At 40.2% G+C, this 16,790-nt stretch carries 14 protein-coding genes; 3 read left to right on the top strand and 11 right to left on the bottom strand.

The window, feature by feature from the left end:
• Positions 1–27 precede the first annotated feature (27 nt).
• The 9 genes from KIH23_RS03590 to KIH23_RS03550 form a co-directional block, all read right to left on the bottom strand.
• On the bottom strand, positions 28–1,863 hold the full coding sequence (locus KIH23_RS03590; protein WP_213211301.1) for a peptidase M61: 1,836 nt from the start codon (positions 1,861–1,863) through the stop codon (positions 28–30).
• Positions 1,864–1,915: 52 nt separating this feature from the next.
• Complete coding sequence (locus tag KIH23_RS03585) at positions 1,916–2,851, bottom strand: alpha/beta hydrolase (RefSeq protein ID WP_213211300.1); 936 nt, start codon at positions 2,849–2,851, stop codon at positions 1,916–1,918.
• 4 nt (positions 2,852–2,855) lie between these two features.
• Positions 2,856–3,194, bottom strand: coding sequence for a hypothetical protein (locus KIH23_RS03580; RefSeq protein ID WP_213211299.1), 339 nt, complete (start codon positions 3,192–3,194; stop codon positions 2,856–2,858).
• 12 nt (positions 3,195–3,206) lie between these two features.
• Positions 3,207–3,788, bottom strand: coding sequence for a hypothetical protein (locus tag KIH23_RS03575; RefSeq protein ID WP_213211298.1), 582 nt, complete (start codon positions 3,786–3,788; stop codon positions 3,207–3,209).
• Positions 3,785–4,069, bottom strand: a complete 285-nt coding sequence (locus KIH23_RS03570) for a DUF2089 family protein (RefSeq protein ID WP_213211297.1) — start codon at positions 4,067–4,069, stop codon at positions 3,785–3,787. Before KIH23_RS03570 ends, KIH23_RS03575 begins: the two co-directional genes overlap by 4 nt.
• A 161-nt stretch (positions 4,070–4,230) precedes the next feature.
• Positions 4,231–4,503, bottom strand: coding sequence for a DUF2805 domain-containing protein (locus KIH23_RS03565; protein WP_213211296.1), 273 nt, complete (start codon positions 4,501–4,503; stop codon positions 4,231–4,233).
• A gap of 87 nt (positions 4,504–4,590) precedes the next feature.
• Positions 4,591–5,436: a sterol desaturase family protein gene (locus KIH23_RS03560; RefSeq protein ID WP_213211295.1), complete on the bottom strand. Its 846-nt coding sequence runs from the start codon at positions 5,434–5,436 to the stop codon at positions 4,591–4,593.
• Between the two features lie 9 nt (positions 5,437–5,445).
• A complete protein-coding gene (locus tag KIH23_RS03555; RefSeq protein WP_213211294.1) occupies positions 5,446–6,045 on the bottom strand; it encodes an alpha-ketoglutarate-dependent dioxygenase AlkB family protein in 600 nt (199 codons plus the stop codon).
• A complete protein-coding gene (locus tag KIH23_RS03550) occupies positions 6,038–6,439 on the bottom strand; it encodes a DUF2721 domain-containing protein (RefSeq protein WP_213211293.1) in 402 nt (133 codons plus the stop codon). The genes KIH23_RS03555 and KIH23_RS03550 overlap by 8 nt, the downstream gene beginning before the upstream one ends.
• 112 nt (positions 6,440–6,551) lie before the next feature.
• On the opposite strand from KIH23_RS03550, the gene KIH23_RS03545 reads away from it, so the two are divergent.
• Entirely contained in the window at positions 6,552–10,388 is a 3,837-nt protein-coding gene (locus KIH23_RS03545) for a T9SS type B sorting domain-containing protein (RefSeq protein ID WP_213211292.1), read from the top strand.
• 55 nt (positions 10,389–10,443) lie between these two features.
• On the opposite strand, the gene htpG is transcribed toward KIH23_RS03545, so the two are convergent.
• Positions 10,444–12,327, bottom strand: coding sequence for a molecular chaperone HtpG (gene htpG, locus KIH23_RS03540; RefSeq protein ID WP_213211291.1), 1,884 nt, complete (start codon positions 12,325–12,327; stop codon positions 10,444–10,446).
• Between the two features lie 178 nt (positions 12,328–12,505).
• On the opposite strand from htpG, the gene KIH23_RS03535 reads away from it, so the two are divergent.
• Positions 12,506–12,991, top strand: coding sequence for a lipocalin family protein (locus KIH23_RS03535; RefSeq protein ID WP_213211290.1), 486 nt, complete (start codon positions 12,506–12,508; stop codon positions 12,989–12,991).
• Position 12,992: 1 nt separating this feature from the next.
• Positions 12,993–13,685 (top strand): OmpA family protein, encoded by a 693-nt coding sequence (locus tag KIH23_RS03530; RefSeq protein ID WP_213211289.1) that lies wholly within the window; start codon positions 12,993–12,995, stop codon positions 13,683–13,685.
• A gap of 67 nt (positions 13,686–13,752) precedes the next feature.
• On the opposite strand, the gene KIH23_RS03525 is transcribed toward KIH23_RS03530, so the two are convergent.
• Positions 13,753–16,656 carry a beta strand repeat-containing protein gene (locus KIH23_RS03525; protein WP_213211288.1) on the bottom strand — a complete coding sequence of 968 codons (2,904 nt, stop codon included), beginning with the start codon at positions 16,654–16,656 and terminating at the stop codon, positions 13,753–13,755.
• Positions 16,657–16,790 lie beyond the last annotated feature (134 nt).

Below are 16,790 nucleotides of genomic sequence, written 5' to 3'. Positions count from 1 at the left end.
TCTGAGGATTTTGTTGGTGCCATTTTTTTAGCCTTTAAGCCAAGCTTCGCGCAATGCTTTTTGTTTGTTTTCATCGGCTTTAAAACCAACGGTATATTCAGTTGGAATTTGAACTTTGCCTTTGATGAATTGTTCTTTTCCGTCGCGTTTGATTTTTACACTTACATCATCGCCTTCTTGCCAAGTTTGACTGGCCATGATGAGTTCGTAGATATTGTCAAGATTATAAGCTTTTTGGTTCACTTCAAGTAATTGATCACCTGGTTTGATTCCCAAATTCATATAAAAAACATTGGGTTCAATGTCAGAGCGAATTGATATTTGTTTGGTTTGAGGATCAATATCAATAGTAGGCATTTGTCCTTTGATAAACGGATTCCCGGGATTGCTCACGGCAGTTTTGTTGATGCCCATTTTGATCAAAAATTCATCATAAGGTATTGGGTTTGGTCCAGAAACATACTTTTTTAAAAAATCACCCACTTCAGGATAGGTGAGCGCCGTTATTTTGGCAAATAATTCATTGTCGTCAAAAGCTTTGTTGACACCATACTCAGTTGATAGCTTTTGCATTAAGTCTAAGATTCCACGTGTTCCGTTGCTTTTTTCACGAATGAGGATATCAATGCACATGCCGATGAGCGCCCCTTTTTCATATACGTTTAAATACTGATCTTTGTAGGGTTTGGTCAGCACGTTCGCACTCATTTCGGTAAAAGGCATCGTATCATTTAGATTGCCTGCATTGGCCATTTTTGATGAAATGCGCGCGTAAAAATCATCTTCTGAAATAAGCCCTTGGTTTACTTGAAATAAATTGGCAAAATATTCAGTGACTCCTTCATACATCCATAAATGTTGTGACATTTTAGGAGATGAAAAATCAAAATTTTGAATTTCTTTTGAGTGAATGGTCAATGGGGTTACTATGTGAAAGAATTCATGTGAAACCACATCTTTGAGTTGTTCGGCTAAGTCAGAGGCCGGCATTTGCTCGGGCATAACTACAGTTGTTGCAGTTGGATGTTCAAGTGCTCCAAAACCTTGCGCATCGTGGCCTGATTGCATATCTGATAGATAAATCAAAACGCTATATTTTGAAGTGGTATTGATGCTACCCAAAAAGTTTTTCTGAGCAGTCATCATGGTTTCCATTGCAGGAGCCACTTCTTCGGCAGTATGAACTCCGTTGGGCGAATATACCGCAATAAGGATATCCATGCCGTTTACCTTAAAGGTTTTATAGTCTGGCTTGCTGTACATGATTGGATGCTCAACCAATTCATTGTATCTGCTGGTTGTAAACTGATCAATACTGTTCGAAACATTTGTGTCGGTCATTGATGTTGCTCCCCAAATATTTTCAGGATGTTCAATGGTTAGTTGATACGGATTTTCGGCATAGTTGTCAAAAAAACCAACAAAACAATGGGTATTGAGCAAGATGTTTTTTCCGGCATCGATGTTACTGCCCGCGGGCGAGAAAATATCGTGCGTGTCTTCAACATCATAGGTGTCATTTACTTTATAACTGATGGATTCCAGTTTGTTGGCATTGCTGATTTTCCAGGAATTATCATCTACTTTAGTGACATCGAGATAAGCTCCTTTTTTGTCATAGGCTTTGAATTGCTCAATAAATTTTCCGTAGTTATCTTCAGAATAAGTTCCCGGAATAATTTTAGGAATGTGATAAATTACCTCAGAGCTACTGATTTTGGGTGCGATGACTGTTACCGGAACTTGATCATTTTCAATCGTATTTAGATCAATTTTTACCCGAATGGCATTCTTACTTTGAGCGTTGAGTTGCAAAGGCCCAAGACAAGTTAGCGTCATGAGCACAAAAATTAGTTTTTTCATAATAGGTTTTAAATGTGCCTTTTGACGCCAAAAGTATAAAAATGTTTCTGAGCTAGTGTGATTTTATGAATTGATTAATGCTATCAACCAATTCAGGCATGATTTGAACATCAGGTTGTGAGCTCAATGCAATGTTATCCATCATATCATCGGTGGTTATTTTTTTAAAAACATGGTTCATGTCAGTAATAATTTTGAGCTGTGCATCTGATTTTGCTGCTTTGAGTAATTCAGCATCCGAGGCCGGAACTTGAATATCGCGGCTGCCGTTGAGCAGCAAAACCGGTATTTTGAGCTTTTGAATTTCAACGCGTGGATTGTATTTAAGCCATGAAATCATATATGGTTGAACGCTCTCGCGAAACAAGATACCCATAGCCTGATTTTTAAGCTCGAAGGTTTGCCCTTTTTTGAGCATTTCAAGATTTTCTTTGACTTCAGCGGTCATGCTGGGTGCTTGTTTTTGAATTTGTTCAATTAATACTTCATCAATCGGTCGGCCTGCTCCTGCAATTGATACAAAGGCATCAGCTTGAGTTTGCGCAGCGACCATGCCAATTAATGAACCTTCACTATGACCGATGAGAATAATTTTGTGGTATTTATTCTTCGCTTTAAAATATTGAGTAATTTCTTTTACATCGTTTATGAAATCATCAAAAGATAAATCTTTTTCAGACAAAGTTCCTTGAGCCATTTGCGCGATCACTCGTTTGTCAAAAGTATATGCGGCAATTTGGTTTTGTGCCAAACTTTCTGCGAGATATTTAAGTGAATTATTCTGTAATTCAGGTTGATTTCCGTTTCGGTCAGTTGGGCCCGAGCCGGCAATAATGATAGCGAGATCAGTATTTTTATTCGCTTTGTTCGGATTGTAAAGTGTGCCTTTGAGTAATGAGTTTACATTAACTTCTTGTGCTGTAAAATTCTTTTCTTGCGCCCGAGTGTTTGCAAATATAAGCAAGCTTAAAATCAGTAGTTTTTTCATTTTTTTATTGATTTAAAAGTGATAATTCGTTTTCAGGATTTTCAACTTCAATATAAAGTTTGTGGTAATATTGATTTTTGAGTTCGACGATGATGGTATTTTTTTCACGCGTCATATCCCAGAAATTCTTTTTTCCGTTCAGAAAATAAGTTCCGGCAATGATCACAAACGGAACATAAGTTCCAAACCTGAATCCACAGAATTTATGCAGCTCTTCTTGATCTTGATAGGCTTTAACAACATCGTTTTTAGGAACTGTAATTTTTGATCTCAAAGCCCAGATTTTATGCAATCCTTTGATGTGAAAGACATAATTGTTGTCTTGAATTTCAATGATAACCATGGTATAATGTTTTTAATTAATTGCAGAAATAAGGTATTTTGAAAGCACTTCTGCCAGCATCAAAATCAAAATAAAATAAATGTTGTTGCGTGTGCCTTTGCTGTTGGTAGCCACTTTAAAGCCATTGAACAACCAAACCACACTGATCATCAAGGCTGCAAGCATTACAGCTCCTTCGATTAAAAGTAAAGCCAAAGTTGCCGTTGATGGTTCAAAATGGCTTCCTTTCTGAAAGGCTTCCATAATTTGATTACCCGATTTATAACTCGCTTGATTGATGTTAAAGAAGGTAATTAAAGTGTAGGGAATTTTGGCCCACAATGTAGGGTAGAGTATATCAATAAATCTAGTTTTTGAGTTGATGATTTTACCTAAACCAAAAAGCAAAATTGACGTTGTGCCGCAAACAATCAACAAATCAACTAGAGGTTCAGAATATTGAACTTTTTCGGTAAAATGTAAATCAATTACACCGTCATAACGAGCGTTAAACAAATAACCTAGTAGGCCACCTACGAGTAATGTCAATAAACCCACAAGCAATTGCTTTTGCTCTGAAGTTTTTTCAAACGGATTAAAGAAAGCAGTAATCATGATTGATATTTTTCTTTGAGGTTTTGCACTTTTTGAATTAAGTCGTCGAGTTTGTTGCGCACAGTTGGGTAACTATTGCCCATTTGAGCTGCCATTTCTTTAAGGCTTCCGCTGCTGAGCAAAAACTGGATGATAAAGTTTTGTTCATCTTCTGTTAGTTGCAATAGCATAGGTAAGCTGTAAGTTCCTGAAACTTGTGTGCTACAAACACTACAGCTTAGTTGTGATACTGAAAGTGGATTTTCGCAGCCCGGGCATTGAATAGGAAGTTTTGGACGCATATAACTTTAATTTGATGAGTCAAAGTTAAATAAAATTAAATTATATTTTAATAAAATTAAAATTATTTTTCTTATTTTTTAGTTTTACTGATTAAAAGTGCCTTTCAAGATACTGGGGCAAATAAAAAAACTCCCGCCGAAAAGGGCAGGAGTCTGTTTTTTTAAAATCTATTTCTAATGTAGTATTTTCCGTCAAGTTCGTCGTCAAAATCATCTACACGAATCGGCTTGGGCTTGGGTTTGGATGCATTGGCCTTTTTCTTCCAGACTTCGTATTGGTCGGCAGGCATTCTTTTTTTCATAATCTCGAGCACTTCTTTTTCATCAATGCCAAGTTCTTTTTTAATAACCTCAAAAGGGTTTCTTTCTTCAAGGGCTAGCGAAATCAATCTTTCGTTTTCTTCCCGGGTAAGCTCTCGTCTACTCTTTTTCATGGGTTGAAAATTATTTCAAAGGTGTTTTTTCTAGTTGGTTACGTTTTTATGTATCCAATATTAGTAAAAAAAATTATTGATTTACAACTACTCGAAATTTTTTTGTTCAGGTTCTGAGGCGGTTCTTTTGGCTCGAAAGGGAACCAACAGTAACGATTTGATTTTGTTGTGTTCGTTTGGATCCGGATGCGTATCAACTCCATAAATAATTCGCTCTTTTGGCAAGGTCATGTATGTGCCCAATAATCGATCCCAAACCGAAAAGATGTTTCCATAATTGCTATCGGTATAAGGTAATTTATAATGATGATGAACCTTATGCATATCAGGTGAAACAATCAAATAACTCAACCATAAATCTAGTTTTCCGGGCAGACTGATATTGGCGTGGTTGAATTGCGTGGCCACAACAGATAAAGTCTGATACAAAAAAATCATCCACATCGGACAACCTACCAAAGCAACGCCCAAAGTTGTAAAAATAAACCTCAGAACGCTTTCGCCGGGATGATGACGGTTGGCCGAAGTAGTATCAATCCATGTATCGGTATGATGAATCAAATGAAAACGCCACAACCAAGAAACGCGATGTTCGAGCCAATGAATTAAATAAGCGCCGAAAAAATCCATAAGCAACAAACCCACTAAAGTATGCAGCAGTATAGGCATTTTGGGCAACCAAGAAAGCAATCCGAAATGATGCTTCACCGCCCAATCAGAAGTCTTGACCAAGATAAAAGCCAGCAGAAAATTGATCACAATGGTTGTGAGGGTAAAGAAGATGTTAATGCCCGCGTGTTGCCATTTGTTGTATTTTAATTTAAACAGCGGAAACTGGTTTTCAATCAACCAAAAAATCGTTATGCCGCTCACCAAGATTAAACTTCGGTGCGCTGACGGAATCGTTGAAAAATAAGCGATGATTTGTTCCATAAATTAAATTTAATGAATAACCCGAAACGTCAAATTAATGCGTCCGCCCACAGGTTGCGCCGTTTTCGGCATTTGATGTTTCCAAAAATGTTGCGTAGTTCCTTTCATGATGAGCAAACTTCCGTGTTCGAGTAAAATTTTTTGTTTGATATCAAGTGTGTTGTGTTTGAGGTGAAACCAACGCTCAGCACCAAAACTCACCGAAGCAATCACCGGATTTTGCCCGAGTTCTTTTTCGTCATCGGCATGCCAACCGTTGCTGTCTTTTCCGCCGCGGTAATAGTTAAGTAGCACTGTCGTGAATGATACTTCGGCAGCACTCTCGATTTGATATTTGATTTTTTGCAATAGTAAATTCCACGGATGTGGTTGCATGGTAATATTTGAGTATGAATAAGGTTTTCCGTCGTTGCCAAATAAAGCCGTCAATCTGGGCTGGAGATGCTCTTGACCAAAAATCCTGATTTTGTCGTGTTGCCACGGAACCGTTTCACGCAATTCTCTGAATAATTCATCTGCAATATCAGCACTAAAAAAGTTCGGATAATATTCAAGTTCGGCATCAGGCCAATGCAAAACCAGTGGCTCGCTCGGGAATAGACTATTCATGATTGTTATTAATTAATCCGCTCAGATGAACGCGCAAAGCTTCGACCGAAATACTGATTTCCCAAAATGAGATGCCCAGTGAAATCAGCAAACACAACAAACTAATGCCAAACAAATAAATGCCGGCCAAATGTTGTTCTAAAAACAAAAGCAGCATGGCAAAAACCGACATAAACAAACTCAAAACGCCAAACATTTGCATATATCTGATTAATGTGAGGCGCAAATTGAGGTTTTTAATTTCGAGTAAGGTGTTTTGGTTGGCTTTTTCGTCGTAGTTTTTTTTGAGTCCGCGAATAATTCCGGCAATGGTCAAAAATCTATTGGTATAAGCGAGTAATATCAATGAAGTAGCCGAAAATAAAAGTGCCGGAGTTTCAATAGTCAGATTCATAGCTGTTTGTAAAAGCGATTGTTTTCGATAAATAATACTGCAATTTACTAATAGTTAAATAAAGAAAGCATCATTTTTAAATAACAAATTAGTACTAACTTGCACGCCTAGAATGATGGCATCAAAATTTCATAAAACAAGTCTGCAATATTTGATTGTGGGCGTTTTTTTTGTGCTCACTTTTCAGAAAAGTGCTGCGCAGTGTTTGCGTATTGAAACCATTTTGGTTGATTCTTGCGATAGCTCAGGCGATGAAGGCTTCAACGAAATGTTCACTTTTGTGGTTGGAGCAACTCCGCTTAACACTACACAGATGTCCGTTACTTGGCCAAGTCAATCCTGGCAAGGCTTGATTCAGAATTCAGTAACTGCTACAAAAGTGGCAGGACTCAATGCTCAAATTTCGGCTTTAGGCGGATGCGGACAACTTATTGAGCCCAGCGGAACCATTCCCGCCAATGCCAGTGTGATTGTGATTACGAGTCAAAACTTTACACCTTCAGCCAACGTATTCGGAGCTTTGAGTCATGACGTTTACATTTTATTTCAAGATAATACAACTGTTCCTCAAGGTCATTTTGGGAATTATAACGTCAATCCCGGCATTAGAACATTAACAGTTAGTTTTGGTGGCGGATGTAGTGTTTCGGTAAGTTATGACAGAACTTTACTAGTAGATGCTAACGGTTTACCTGCTGCGGGTAACGGAGCTAGTGTTTCATTTAATTCAGCCGGAAATCCAACTTACAGTAATTTGGGATGTGTGGCTCCTGTAGATGTTTTCTCGGTTGAAGCCGGAACAGTTAGTTCTATTTGTACCGGAGCAACCGTTTCTTTATCCGGAACGGCACAAGGACAAAGTTCGGTGAGTTGGTCAGCGCCCACAGGTTTTTTTAGCAACCCAAATTCGTTGAGCACCAATTATACTTTGCCTTTTACCGCATCGGGTTCTGTAACACTCACATTAACCGCAACCAATGCTTGCGGGAATTCTATCAGCGATACAGTTATCTTAAATGTAACACCCGGAACGGTACCTACTTTTAATCAGCCAACAGCTATTTGTTCAGGAGAACCTTTAACTGCTTTGCCTACCACATCACTCAATGGCATCACCGGAAGTTGGCAACCTTCGCTTGATAATACACAAACAACGCAATACACTTTTACACCGAATACAGGTCAGTGTGCTACGATTAAACAGCTAACCATAACGGTTAATCCGTCTACAACACCCACTTTTACCCAAGTAGCGCCTATTTGTGCCGGACAACCACTATCGGCTTTGCCCACTACATCAAACAACGGAATCACCGGAAGTTGGTCACCGCCTCTAGACAATACCCAAACCATCGATTATACTTTTGCTCCAAATACAGGTCAATGTGCAGCCACGGCTACGATGCGAATTGTTGTTACACCATCTACGGCTGCTACTTTTACACAAGTTCCGCTCATTTGTGCCGGACAACCACTATCGGCTTTGCCCACCACATCAAACAACGGAATCACCGGAAGTTGGTCACCGCCCGTTGACAACACCCAAACCACCCTTTATACATTTACGCCCAATGCCGGACAATGCAGCAACCAAATTGTTCAAATGACCATTGGGGTGACGACGAGTGCTATTACGCCGACTTTTACTCAGATTGGCCCCATTTGTATCAATCAAACTTTAAATCCATTACCGACCACATCGCTCGAAGGAATTACGGGAATCTGGTCTCCAGCGCCTAATAATTCAGCAACAACCCTATATACTTTTGTGCCCAACAGTGGTCAATGTGCCAATAATACTAGCATGACTATAGTAGTAAATAATCTTGTGACTCCAAGTTTTACTCAAGTTGCACCCATTTGTAGTGGAGATTCTCTTTTGCCTTTGCCCACAACTTCAAATGACGGAATTACGGGCACTTGGTCTCCGGCAATCAACAATACGGCCAATACCACTTATACTTTTACACCTTCAAGCGGGTCATGTGCGTCTGTAGCTTTTATGAACATTCAAGTACAACAACCGACGGTTCCTAATTTTGTTCCGATTGGGCCTATTTGCGCTGGACAAACTTTAACCGCATTGCCGACTACTTCGCTTAACGGAGTTACCGGCACTTGGTTACCGGCTTTAAACAATACGCAAACCACAGATTATACCTTTTCACCCACAACCGGACAATGCGCAACCGGAACTACATTGCGCATTGTGGTTAATCCGGTCATAACCCCAACATTTACCCAAGTAGCGCCCATTTGTGTTGGGCAAACTTTAACTGCATTGCCAACAACATCACTCAATGGTATCACCGGAACTTGGTCGCCGGCGCTTGACAGTACACAAACTACACGTTACACTTTTACACCTAATTCATGGCAATGTGCTACAGTTGTGTTTATGACCATCGTAGTGAATAATCCGAGTATTGTTCCGACCTTCACACAAGTGGCACCGATTTGTACGGGTCAAAATCTATCGGCTTTGCCTACTGTTTCTAACAATGGTATTTCAGGAACATGGTCGCCCGCTTTGAATAATCTTGCCACTACACGTTATACTTTTACACCCAATGCAGGGCAATGTGCTTTGCCGACTTTTATGGATATTGTGGTAACCAATGCCAATATTCTTCCGACTTTTAACCCAGTCGCCCCAATTTGTTCCGGTGAATTTTTGGCGCCTTTACCCACCACTTCACTCAACGGAATTACCGGAAGTTGGTCGCCAGCTTTGAACAACACTCGGTCAGACATTTACACTTTTACGCCCAACCCAGGGCAATGTGCTTTACCTACACAGATAGGAATTACAGTAGTCAGCAATGTTTTGCCTTTATTTAATATCCTGACGCCAGTTTGTGAGGGAAATTTTGTTTCGCCGTTGCCCACCACATCGCTTAACGGAATTACCGGAACCTGGTCACCGCCTGTAGATAATACGCAAACGACGGTTTATACTTTTACGCCCAACGCGGGCCAATGTGCGTTGCCAACCCAACTCACACAAACTATTATTACTAAAACAGTTCCCTCATTTGCCACTCAATTAGATCTTTGCGAAGGCGGATTAGCTCCAACTTTACCCAACATTTCGCCCAACGGAATCACCGGAACTTGGTTGCCAGCTGTGATTGATCATTTGGCAGACGGAATTTATGTCTTTACACCATCAGCAGTTGAATGTGCTACGCAAACCAGTCTAGAAGTAACCATTCATCCGAATCCGGTTTATGCGCAAACTTCTTATATCTGTTCTGATGTTGCGGGTTTGCCTTTGACGCAATCATTTTTAGATACGGGTTTATCTACAGCTGATTATACTTTTGTTTGGACGCAAAATGGTTTGCCTTTGACTGAAACATCTTCGGCACATTGGGCACTAACTATTGGGGATTACCAAGCAGTGGCTACTGAAATTGCCAGCGGTTGTACCGTTACGTATTTGTTTACGGTGCTCGATAGTCCACCGGCTACGGCTGAGGTTTATGTCAATGATGAATTGGCTGATCAACAACAAATTGTCGTGCTGACTTCAGGCGGAAGCGGACAGTTTTTATATCAACTCAATTACGGCGCTTTTCAAACCGACAATACTTTTGTGGTGACTCAAGGCGGAGATTACGTCGTACATGTCAAAGATATAAGCGGTTGCAGCAGTTTTGATTTGCCGGTGACGGTTTTGGGTTATCCGAAGTTTTTTACACCCAACAATGACGGCTACAACGACACTTGGAATATTGATGGTTTAAAATCTGACCAAAAAGGGCAAATCAGTATTTTTGATCGCTACGGAAAACTGCTCAAACAATTCTCGGCGCACAGCACAGGTTGGGACGGAACCTACAATGGAGCAATTTTGCCCTCAACTGATTATTGGTTTGTGATTGATTATCAAACTTCATCAGGTAATGAACGAACTTTTAAAGCGCATTTCTCGCTCAAACGATAAAAAAGAAAACCCGCAAGTTTTGAATTTGCGGGTTTTTTATTTCTGAAAACGGGTTTTATTTGATCAGTTCAAAGCTTCGTTTGACAAAAGCCGTGAGTTCTTCGCCTTTGAGCAAACCTTGTGAAATCTTCGCCAAATCTAAAGCTTGTTTGACCAAACTTTCTTGCACTGATGTATCGGCTTTTAAAATAGTCGAAGCCAAATCAGAGTTGGTGTTCACAACCAAGTTATACATTTCCGGCAAGTTGCCCATGCCAAACATTCCGCCGCCACCGCTCTGGCTCATTTCTTTCATACGGCGCATGAACTCAGGTTGGGTAATGATGAATGGCGCTGCGTGGCTGTCCATCGCTTCGAGTTGTACTGAATAAGTTGTGTTGGGAACAATGCCTTCTAAAACCGTTTTGAGCTGGGTAGATTCTTCTTCTGAAAGTTTTGAAATCTGCGCCTCGTCTTTTGGGATGAGTTTGTCAATATGATCAGCATCCACGCGGGCGAAAGTCAATTTCTCATTGTCGGCTTCGAGTTTTTGAATCAAATGTGATACAATCGGCGAATCTAACAACAACACTTGATACCCTTTTTCTTTGGCGATGTCAATATAGCTGTGTTGCGCATCTTGGTTGGAAGCGTATAAAACCACCAAGTTTCCATTTTTGTCGGTTTGGCTGTCTTTGAGCGCTTCTTTGAGTTCTGCTAAAGTGTAGAATTTACCATCCACAGTTGGATAAAGCACAAAATCTCCGGCTTTTTCATAAAACTTAGGCTCTGAAAGCATGCCGTATTCAAGCACGATTTTAATGTCATTCCATTTTTGCTCAAAATCTTCGCGGTTTTCGTTGAAGAGCGATTTGAGTTTGTCGGCTACTTTTCGGGTAATGTAATTCGAGATTTTCTTGACATTGCCATCGGCTTGCAAATACGAACGCGAAACATTGAGCGGAATATCCGGCGAATCAATCACACCGCGCAACATCACCAAAAACTCCGGTACAATGCCTTCAACATTATCGGTCACGAATACTTGGTTTTGGTACAATTGAATTTTGTCTTTCTGCACCTGAAGATTCGCATCGAGTTTCGGGAAGTACAAAATTCCGGTCAAGTTAAACGGATAATCTACGTTGAGGTGAATGTTGAACAACGGCTCTTCAAATTGCATCGGATACAACTCACGGTAAAACGCGGCGTAATCTTCGTCTTTTAAATCTGTGGGTTGTTTGGTCCAAGCCGGATTTGGGTTGTTGATGATGTTGTCTACATCAACGTATTCCGTTTTGTAATCATCTCCGGCATCTTCCGGTTTTGGAAGTGCTTCTTTTTTGGTTCCGAACTTAATCGGCACCGGCATGAATTTGTTGTATTTAGTGAGCAATTGACCAATTTTGCTTTCTTCTAAAAACTCCAAAGAATCTTCAGCTACGTGTAGAATAATTTCGGTTCCGCGCTCGGTTTTGTCATGCGCTACCAAAGTAAATTCTGGGCTGCCGTCGCATGTCCAATGTGCGGCCGGTTCGTCTTTGTATGATTTGGTGATGATTTCAACTTTTTCGGCCACCATAAAAGCAGAATAAAAGCCAAGTCCAAAATGACCGATAATACCTGAATCTTTGGCAGAATCTTTATATTTTTCAAGGAATTCTTCGGCACCTGAAAAAGCTACTTGATTGATGTATTTTTCAACTTCTTCGGCCGTCATACCCAAACCTTGGTCAATGATGTGGATTTTTTTGGCGTCTTTGTCAATTTTGACCTCGATCATTGGCTTACCGTATTCAACTTTGGCTTCGCCGATGCTTGTGAGGTGTTTGAGTTTCAGGGTCGCGTCGGTGGCATTTGAGACCAATTCGCGCAAGAAAATTTCGTGGTCGCTGTATAAAAACTTCTTAATCAGCGGGAAGATGTTTTCAACCGATACATTAATTTTTCCTGTTGTCATATTGATTTTTTTTAGTTTAAAATTTGCTGCCGCTAGTCAAATAAAATACCAAGCTTAAAAAAATGACAAATTGTCTTACTCAAATTAATTGTCGTACTTTTTCTACATACTAATATTATTTTAAATGACAATTCATTGGATGGTTGGTTGTATATTTGTCGGCATAATCTTAATGTATATGAAAAAAATTATTTTATTAAGTTTGATGATCATTGGTTTGTGGTCATGTAAATCATCGGCACCAACTTCGGTTGTAAGTAACAAAGCTGACTATGAAGCTCAAAAAATTTTGAAGGGAAGTTGGATCATGACTTCTGTAACTTATCCAAGTTCAGAATATATCAAAGTAAATGCTTTTCAGTTGGATGATGCTAAGTGTTTTGAAGGAAGCAGTTGGAAATTTGTAGCCAATAATAATTCAGGTGAGATGAGCATGTCAAAAGCGGGTTGTACTTCTTTTAGCTCACCGATTAAATGGTACATCAATAAAGAAGGACAGTTTGTTTTGAAACTTGTCAATGCCGGAGAAAAAGCCAAAAAGGTTAGAGATGGATATGTGATGACTTTTGTTCCTCAGGAATCCGGAAACTTTCAGCTAGTAGATAAAATTAATGTAGGAAATAAGCCTACCGATGTAGTATTTCAATTTGAAAAAGTAAAGTAATATGGTCAAGAAAATCACAAACTTAGCATTAGCAGCGGTAATTTTGAGTTCAATTTTATTGAACAGTTGTCAAGCGGTTAAAAACAGCAGTAATGAGCAACGTGGTGTAGCAATTGGTGCTGCCGGAGGTGCTGTTTTGGGCGCTGTACTCGGAAATAATATCGGAAAAGGCGGGAACGGCGCTGTTGGAGCTGTTCTTGGCGGTGTAGTTGGCGGTGTTGCCGGAGGAATTATCGGAAACAAAATGGATAAACAAGCCCGTGAAATTGATAATGCTTTGCCGGGTGCCGATGTAGTTCGCGTGGGCGAAGGAATCAAATTGGTGTTGGGTGAAAACGCTGTTCGTTTTGACTTCAACAAATCGACCTTGACCAGTCAAGCCAAAGCCAATTTAGATAAATTAGTAAAAGTTTTTACTGAATATCCCGATACCAATATTGTTATTTACGGTTATACCGATAACAAAGGTGCCGCTGATTACAACTTGAAATTGTCACAAGACAGAGCCAATTCAGTAAAAGCTTATTTAGCTAAAAAGGGATTGGCCGCAAGTCGCTTTACCACTACCGGAATGGGTATGGCTGATCCAATCGAATCAAATGATACCGATGCCGGACGCAGCAAAAACCGCCGTGTTGAGTTTGCTATCACAGCCAATGACAAAATGGTTCAAGACGCACAAAACGGTAAATAATCAAAACATATAAAAACATAAAAAGCTGCTCAAATCGGGCAGCTTTTTTTATTATGAAAGGTTTGTTTTATCGAACCTGATGAACTTCAAAAAATGTTTTTCCAGAGTAAGAATCTATGGTAACACCACTCTGATAGTTTTCTGCGTAAATTTCGAGGTAATCACCGGCCACTAAATAAACCAAACAATTAATCGTTCTTGAAACCGGACCGTTGGCTATATGATTGCTACCGTTTTCTTGGTAGAAAGCTCCATTTTTTCTAACACCAATTGAATAATATTGTGTGTTGGATTGACTGTCTGTAAAATAACCGGCATTGACTTGATAGTATCCAGTTTTTGTAGCAATAAATCGACTGGTTCCTGTGTTGAATTCAGCATTAACATCAAAAGCAGTTGTGTTAAAATTAATCAATTGCCATCCAGAATTAGTTAATGATAGTCCGCTGCTGAGGTTGGCTCGCATCACAGAAAAATTATTCACAGGATTATCAACCCAAGTAGTAGTTCCGGCTCCATTGGTTTGCAAAATTTGTCCATTATTGCCCCGAGATACGGGTAAGGCATAACCGCTCACAGCTGGGTTTCCGATTTGTAACTGACCGTTTGTGCGCAGAATGTTGTTGTCAAACTCGCCGTAAATGAGCGAGTTATTGGCATCAGCATTAGTGTTTTCTATATACAGCTTATTACTTCCCGATTCATTAAATCCGGCTTGATTTCCGATAAACACATTGCTGCTTCCGGTTAAATTTGAATAACCAGCTTGATATCCGATTCCGACATTGTTGTTCCCTGAAGTATTACTGTATAGTGCATCGCGGCCTAAGGCATTGTTGTAGGCACCGATGGTATTACTGCGCAGCGCCACATAACCCACACCGGTATTGTTTGAGCCTTGTGTACCTGAAAGCCCATTGGTGGTGGTGAGTGCATTTCGGCCAATAGCTACATTGCAGACGCCCTGAGTACTTGAATAAAGTGCGCCTACACCCATTGCAGTATTTTCAGTGCCGGAAACGTTTGAAAACATTGATTGGTCACCAATAGATACGTTGCGGTTTCCGGTGGTGTTCGATGGTAAAACATTGGTTCCGATGGCCACGTTGCGGGTTCCGGTTCCCGATGGATTCACCAGTGAATTGGCCCCGAACGAAGTGTTCATATTTCCACTGGTAGTATTCGGATTACCCAAAAAGCCAGCACGGATGTTGTTTCTTTTAAACACTATGTCTTGATCATCGGTGGTGCCCATGAAGTTGGTAGCCGGAACGGTTCCGCTGTTGCCGGTGGTCAGCCAAGAACTAGCGTTCAAACTTTGCCAAGTAACATTGCCCAGACCGTCTGTTTGCATGATTTGACCATTAGTTCCGCGTGATGTAGGCAGGATATAATTGTTAGCAGTTGTGGTTCCGATAGAAACTTTCCCTAAGAAATAACCGGCATAGTTGTTTCCTGATTTTAATGTTTCAGAATAAACCCCATAATGCGTTCCGCCTGCAGCTGAATCTATAAAATTGTATGCACCATATTTATTGCCAGTTCCTGTGCCTGATAAAGAATTAAAACTCCCGTAATGTGTGGCATTTCCTGAATTACTGATGACATTTGAAATGCCGTATTGCTGTCCGGTTCCGGCACCTGAAAGTAAATTTGAAATTCCGTAGTGAATCCCTGCTCCGGTATTGCTGATGCTGTTAGACAAACCGTATTGGTCACCAACTCCGGTACCGCTCAAATCAGAATAATAGCCATAATGAATACCATTACCGGTATTGCTGATGGTAGTGTTGTAGCCAATTTGTTGACCGGTTCCGGTTCCGGTTAAATCGGTATATCCGCCAAAATGATTTCCGCCTCCGGTGTTGCTGATACTGTTGTAAACTCCGTATAAAATTCCGGTTCCGGTTCCGTTGAGGTTGTTGACGGTGCCAAAATGATTCCCAATACCGCTTCCGCTGAGGTCATTGTAATTTCCGTAATGAATATTGTCGCCTGAATTGGTGATGTTGTTGTAATGTCCGTATTGACGACCGCTGCCTGCGCCCGAAAGTGTAGCATTGAATCCGTAATGCGAACCAGTTCCAGCTCCGCTCAAAACATTGTTGGTGCCGTAATGCGTGTTGTTACCAGAATTACTAATCAGATTATCACTACCGTGTTGTTCTCCGGTTCCGTTTCCGTTTAGGTCAGTTAAACTCCCGTAATGATCACCACTTCCGGTTCCGCTTAACGAACTGCTTATACCATAATGTGTATTATTTCCTGAGTTACTAATCGTATTCCGAGTGCCAATTTGCAGACCGGTTCCAGTACCAGTCAAGGTATTGTATGTGCCGTAGTGCGAACCACTTCCGGTTCCATTGAGGCTATTGCCGGTTCCGAAATGTGATCCGGTTCCGGAGTTATTTACTGTATTACTCACTCCATAGACCGGATCGTTTGAAGTTCCGCTATGCGTGTTGAATAAAGCAGCTTTATCGGCACCGTTGTTTGTTGCATTGGTAAATATGTTGTTGATACCTCGGTCATAAGCGGTTGAAAGCACTTCAAACGGATACGAAGTGGTATTTTTTCCGATGGCGACATTTCCGGTATGAAACATTTGATCGGTAATCACGGTAGGAGCCGATGTGGTTCCAACTTTGTACCAATCTGCATCTGAATTCATGGTAGAGTTCATTCCGATCCATGTAGAAGAAGTATTATCCCAATAGTAAAATCCCGGTTGGTTCAAACCTGAGACTGTTGTCAAATAAACCAACATGCCTTGTTGTGCTGCTGTGGGATTAATCGCGGGGAAAGCATCTATTTTTGGAATGAGAATACCGTCGGTGTTGGCAGGTGTAGCTTGATTGCTTGATTTGATGTCTAAAACAGCATTGGGGTTAGTAGTACCGATTCCAATCTGTGAAAAACAATTAATAGACAAAAATATAATTATCAAAACAAGGGGCAGTTTCAACTTCATATTCTTCGTTTGATGGTTGGGGCAAAAATAAGTTTTATTTAATTATTAGGATTGATTTACATTTCAAAAAATCAATTATTAGTTTTTAAAAAGTAAAATATTAATCTCATAATCAAATATTTGAATCAAAATTA

The organism is Flavobacterium sp. CYK-55 (genome assembly GCF_018413465.1).
Taxonomy (GTDB): Bacteria; Bacteroidota; Bacteroidia; order Flavobacteriales; family Flavobacteriaceae; genus Flavobacterium.
The sequence above is the reverse complement of the archived record's forward strand: the minus strand, read 5'-3'. Positions and strand labels throughout refer to the sequence as shown.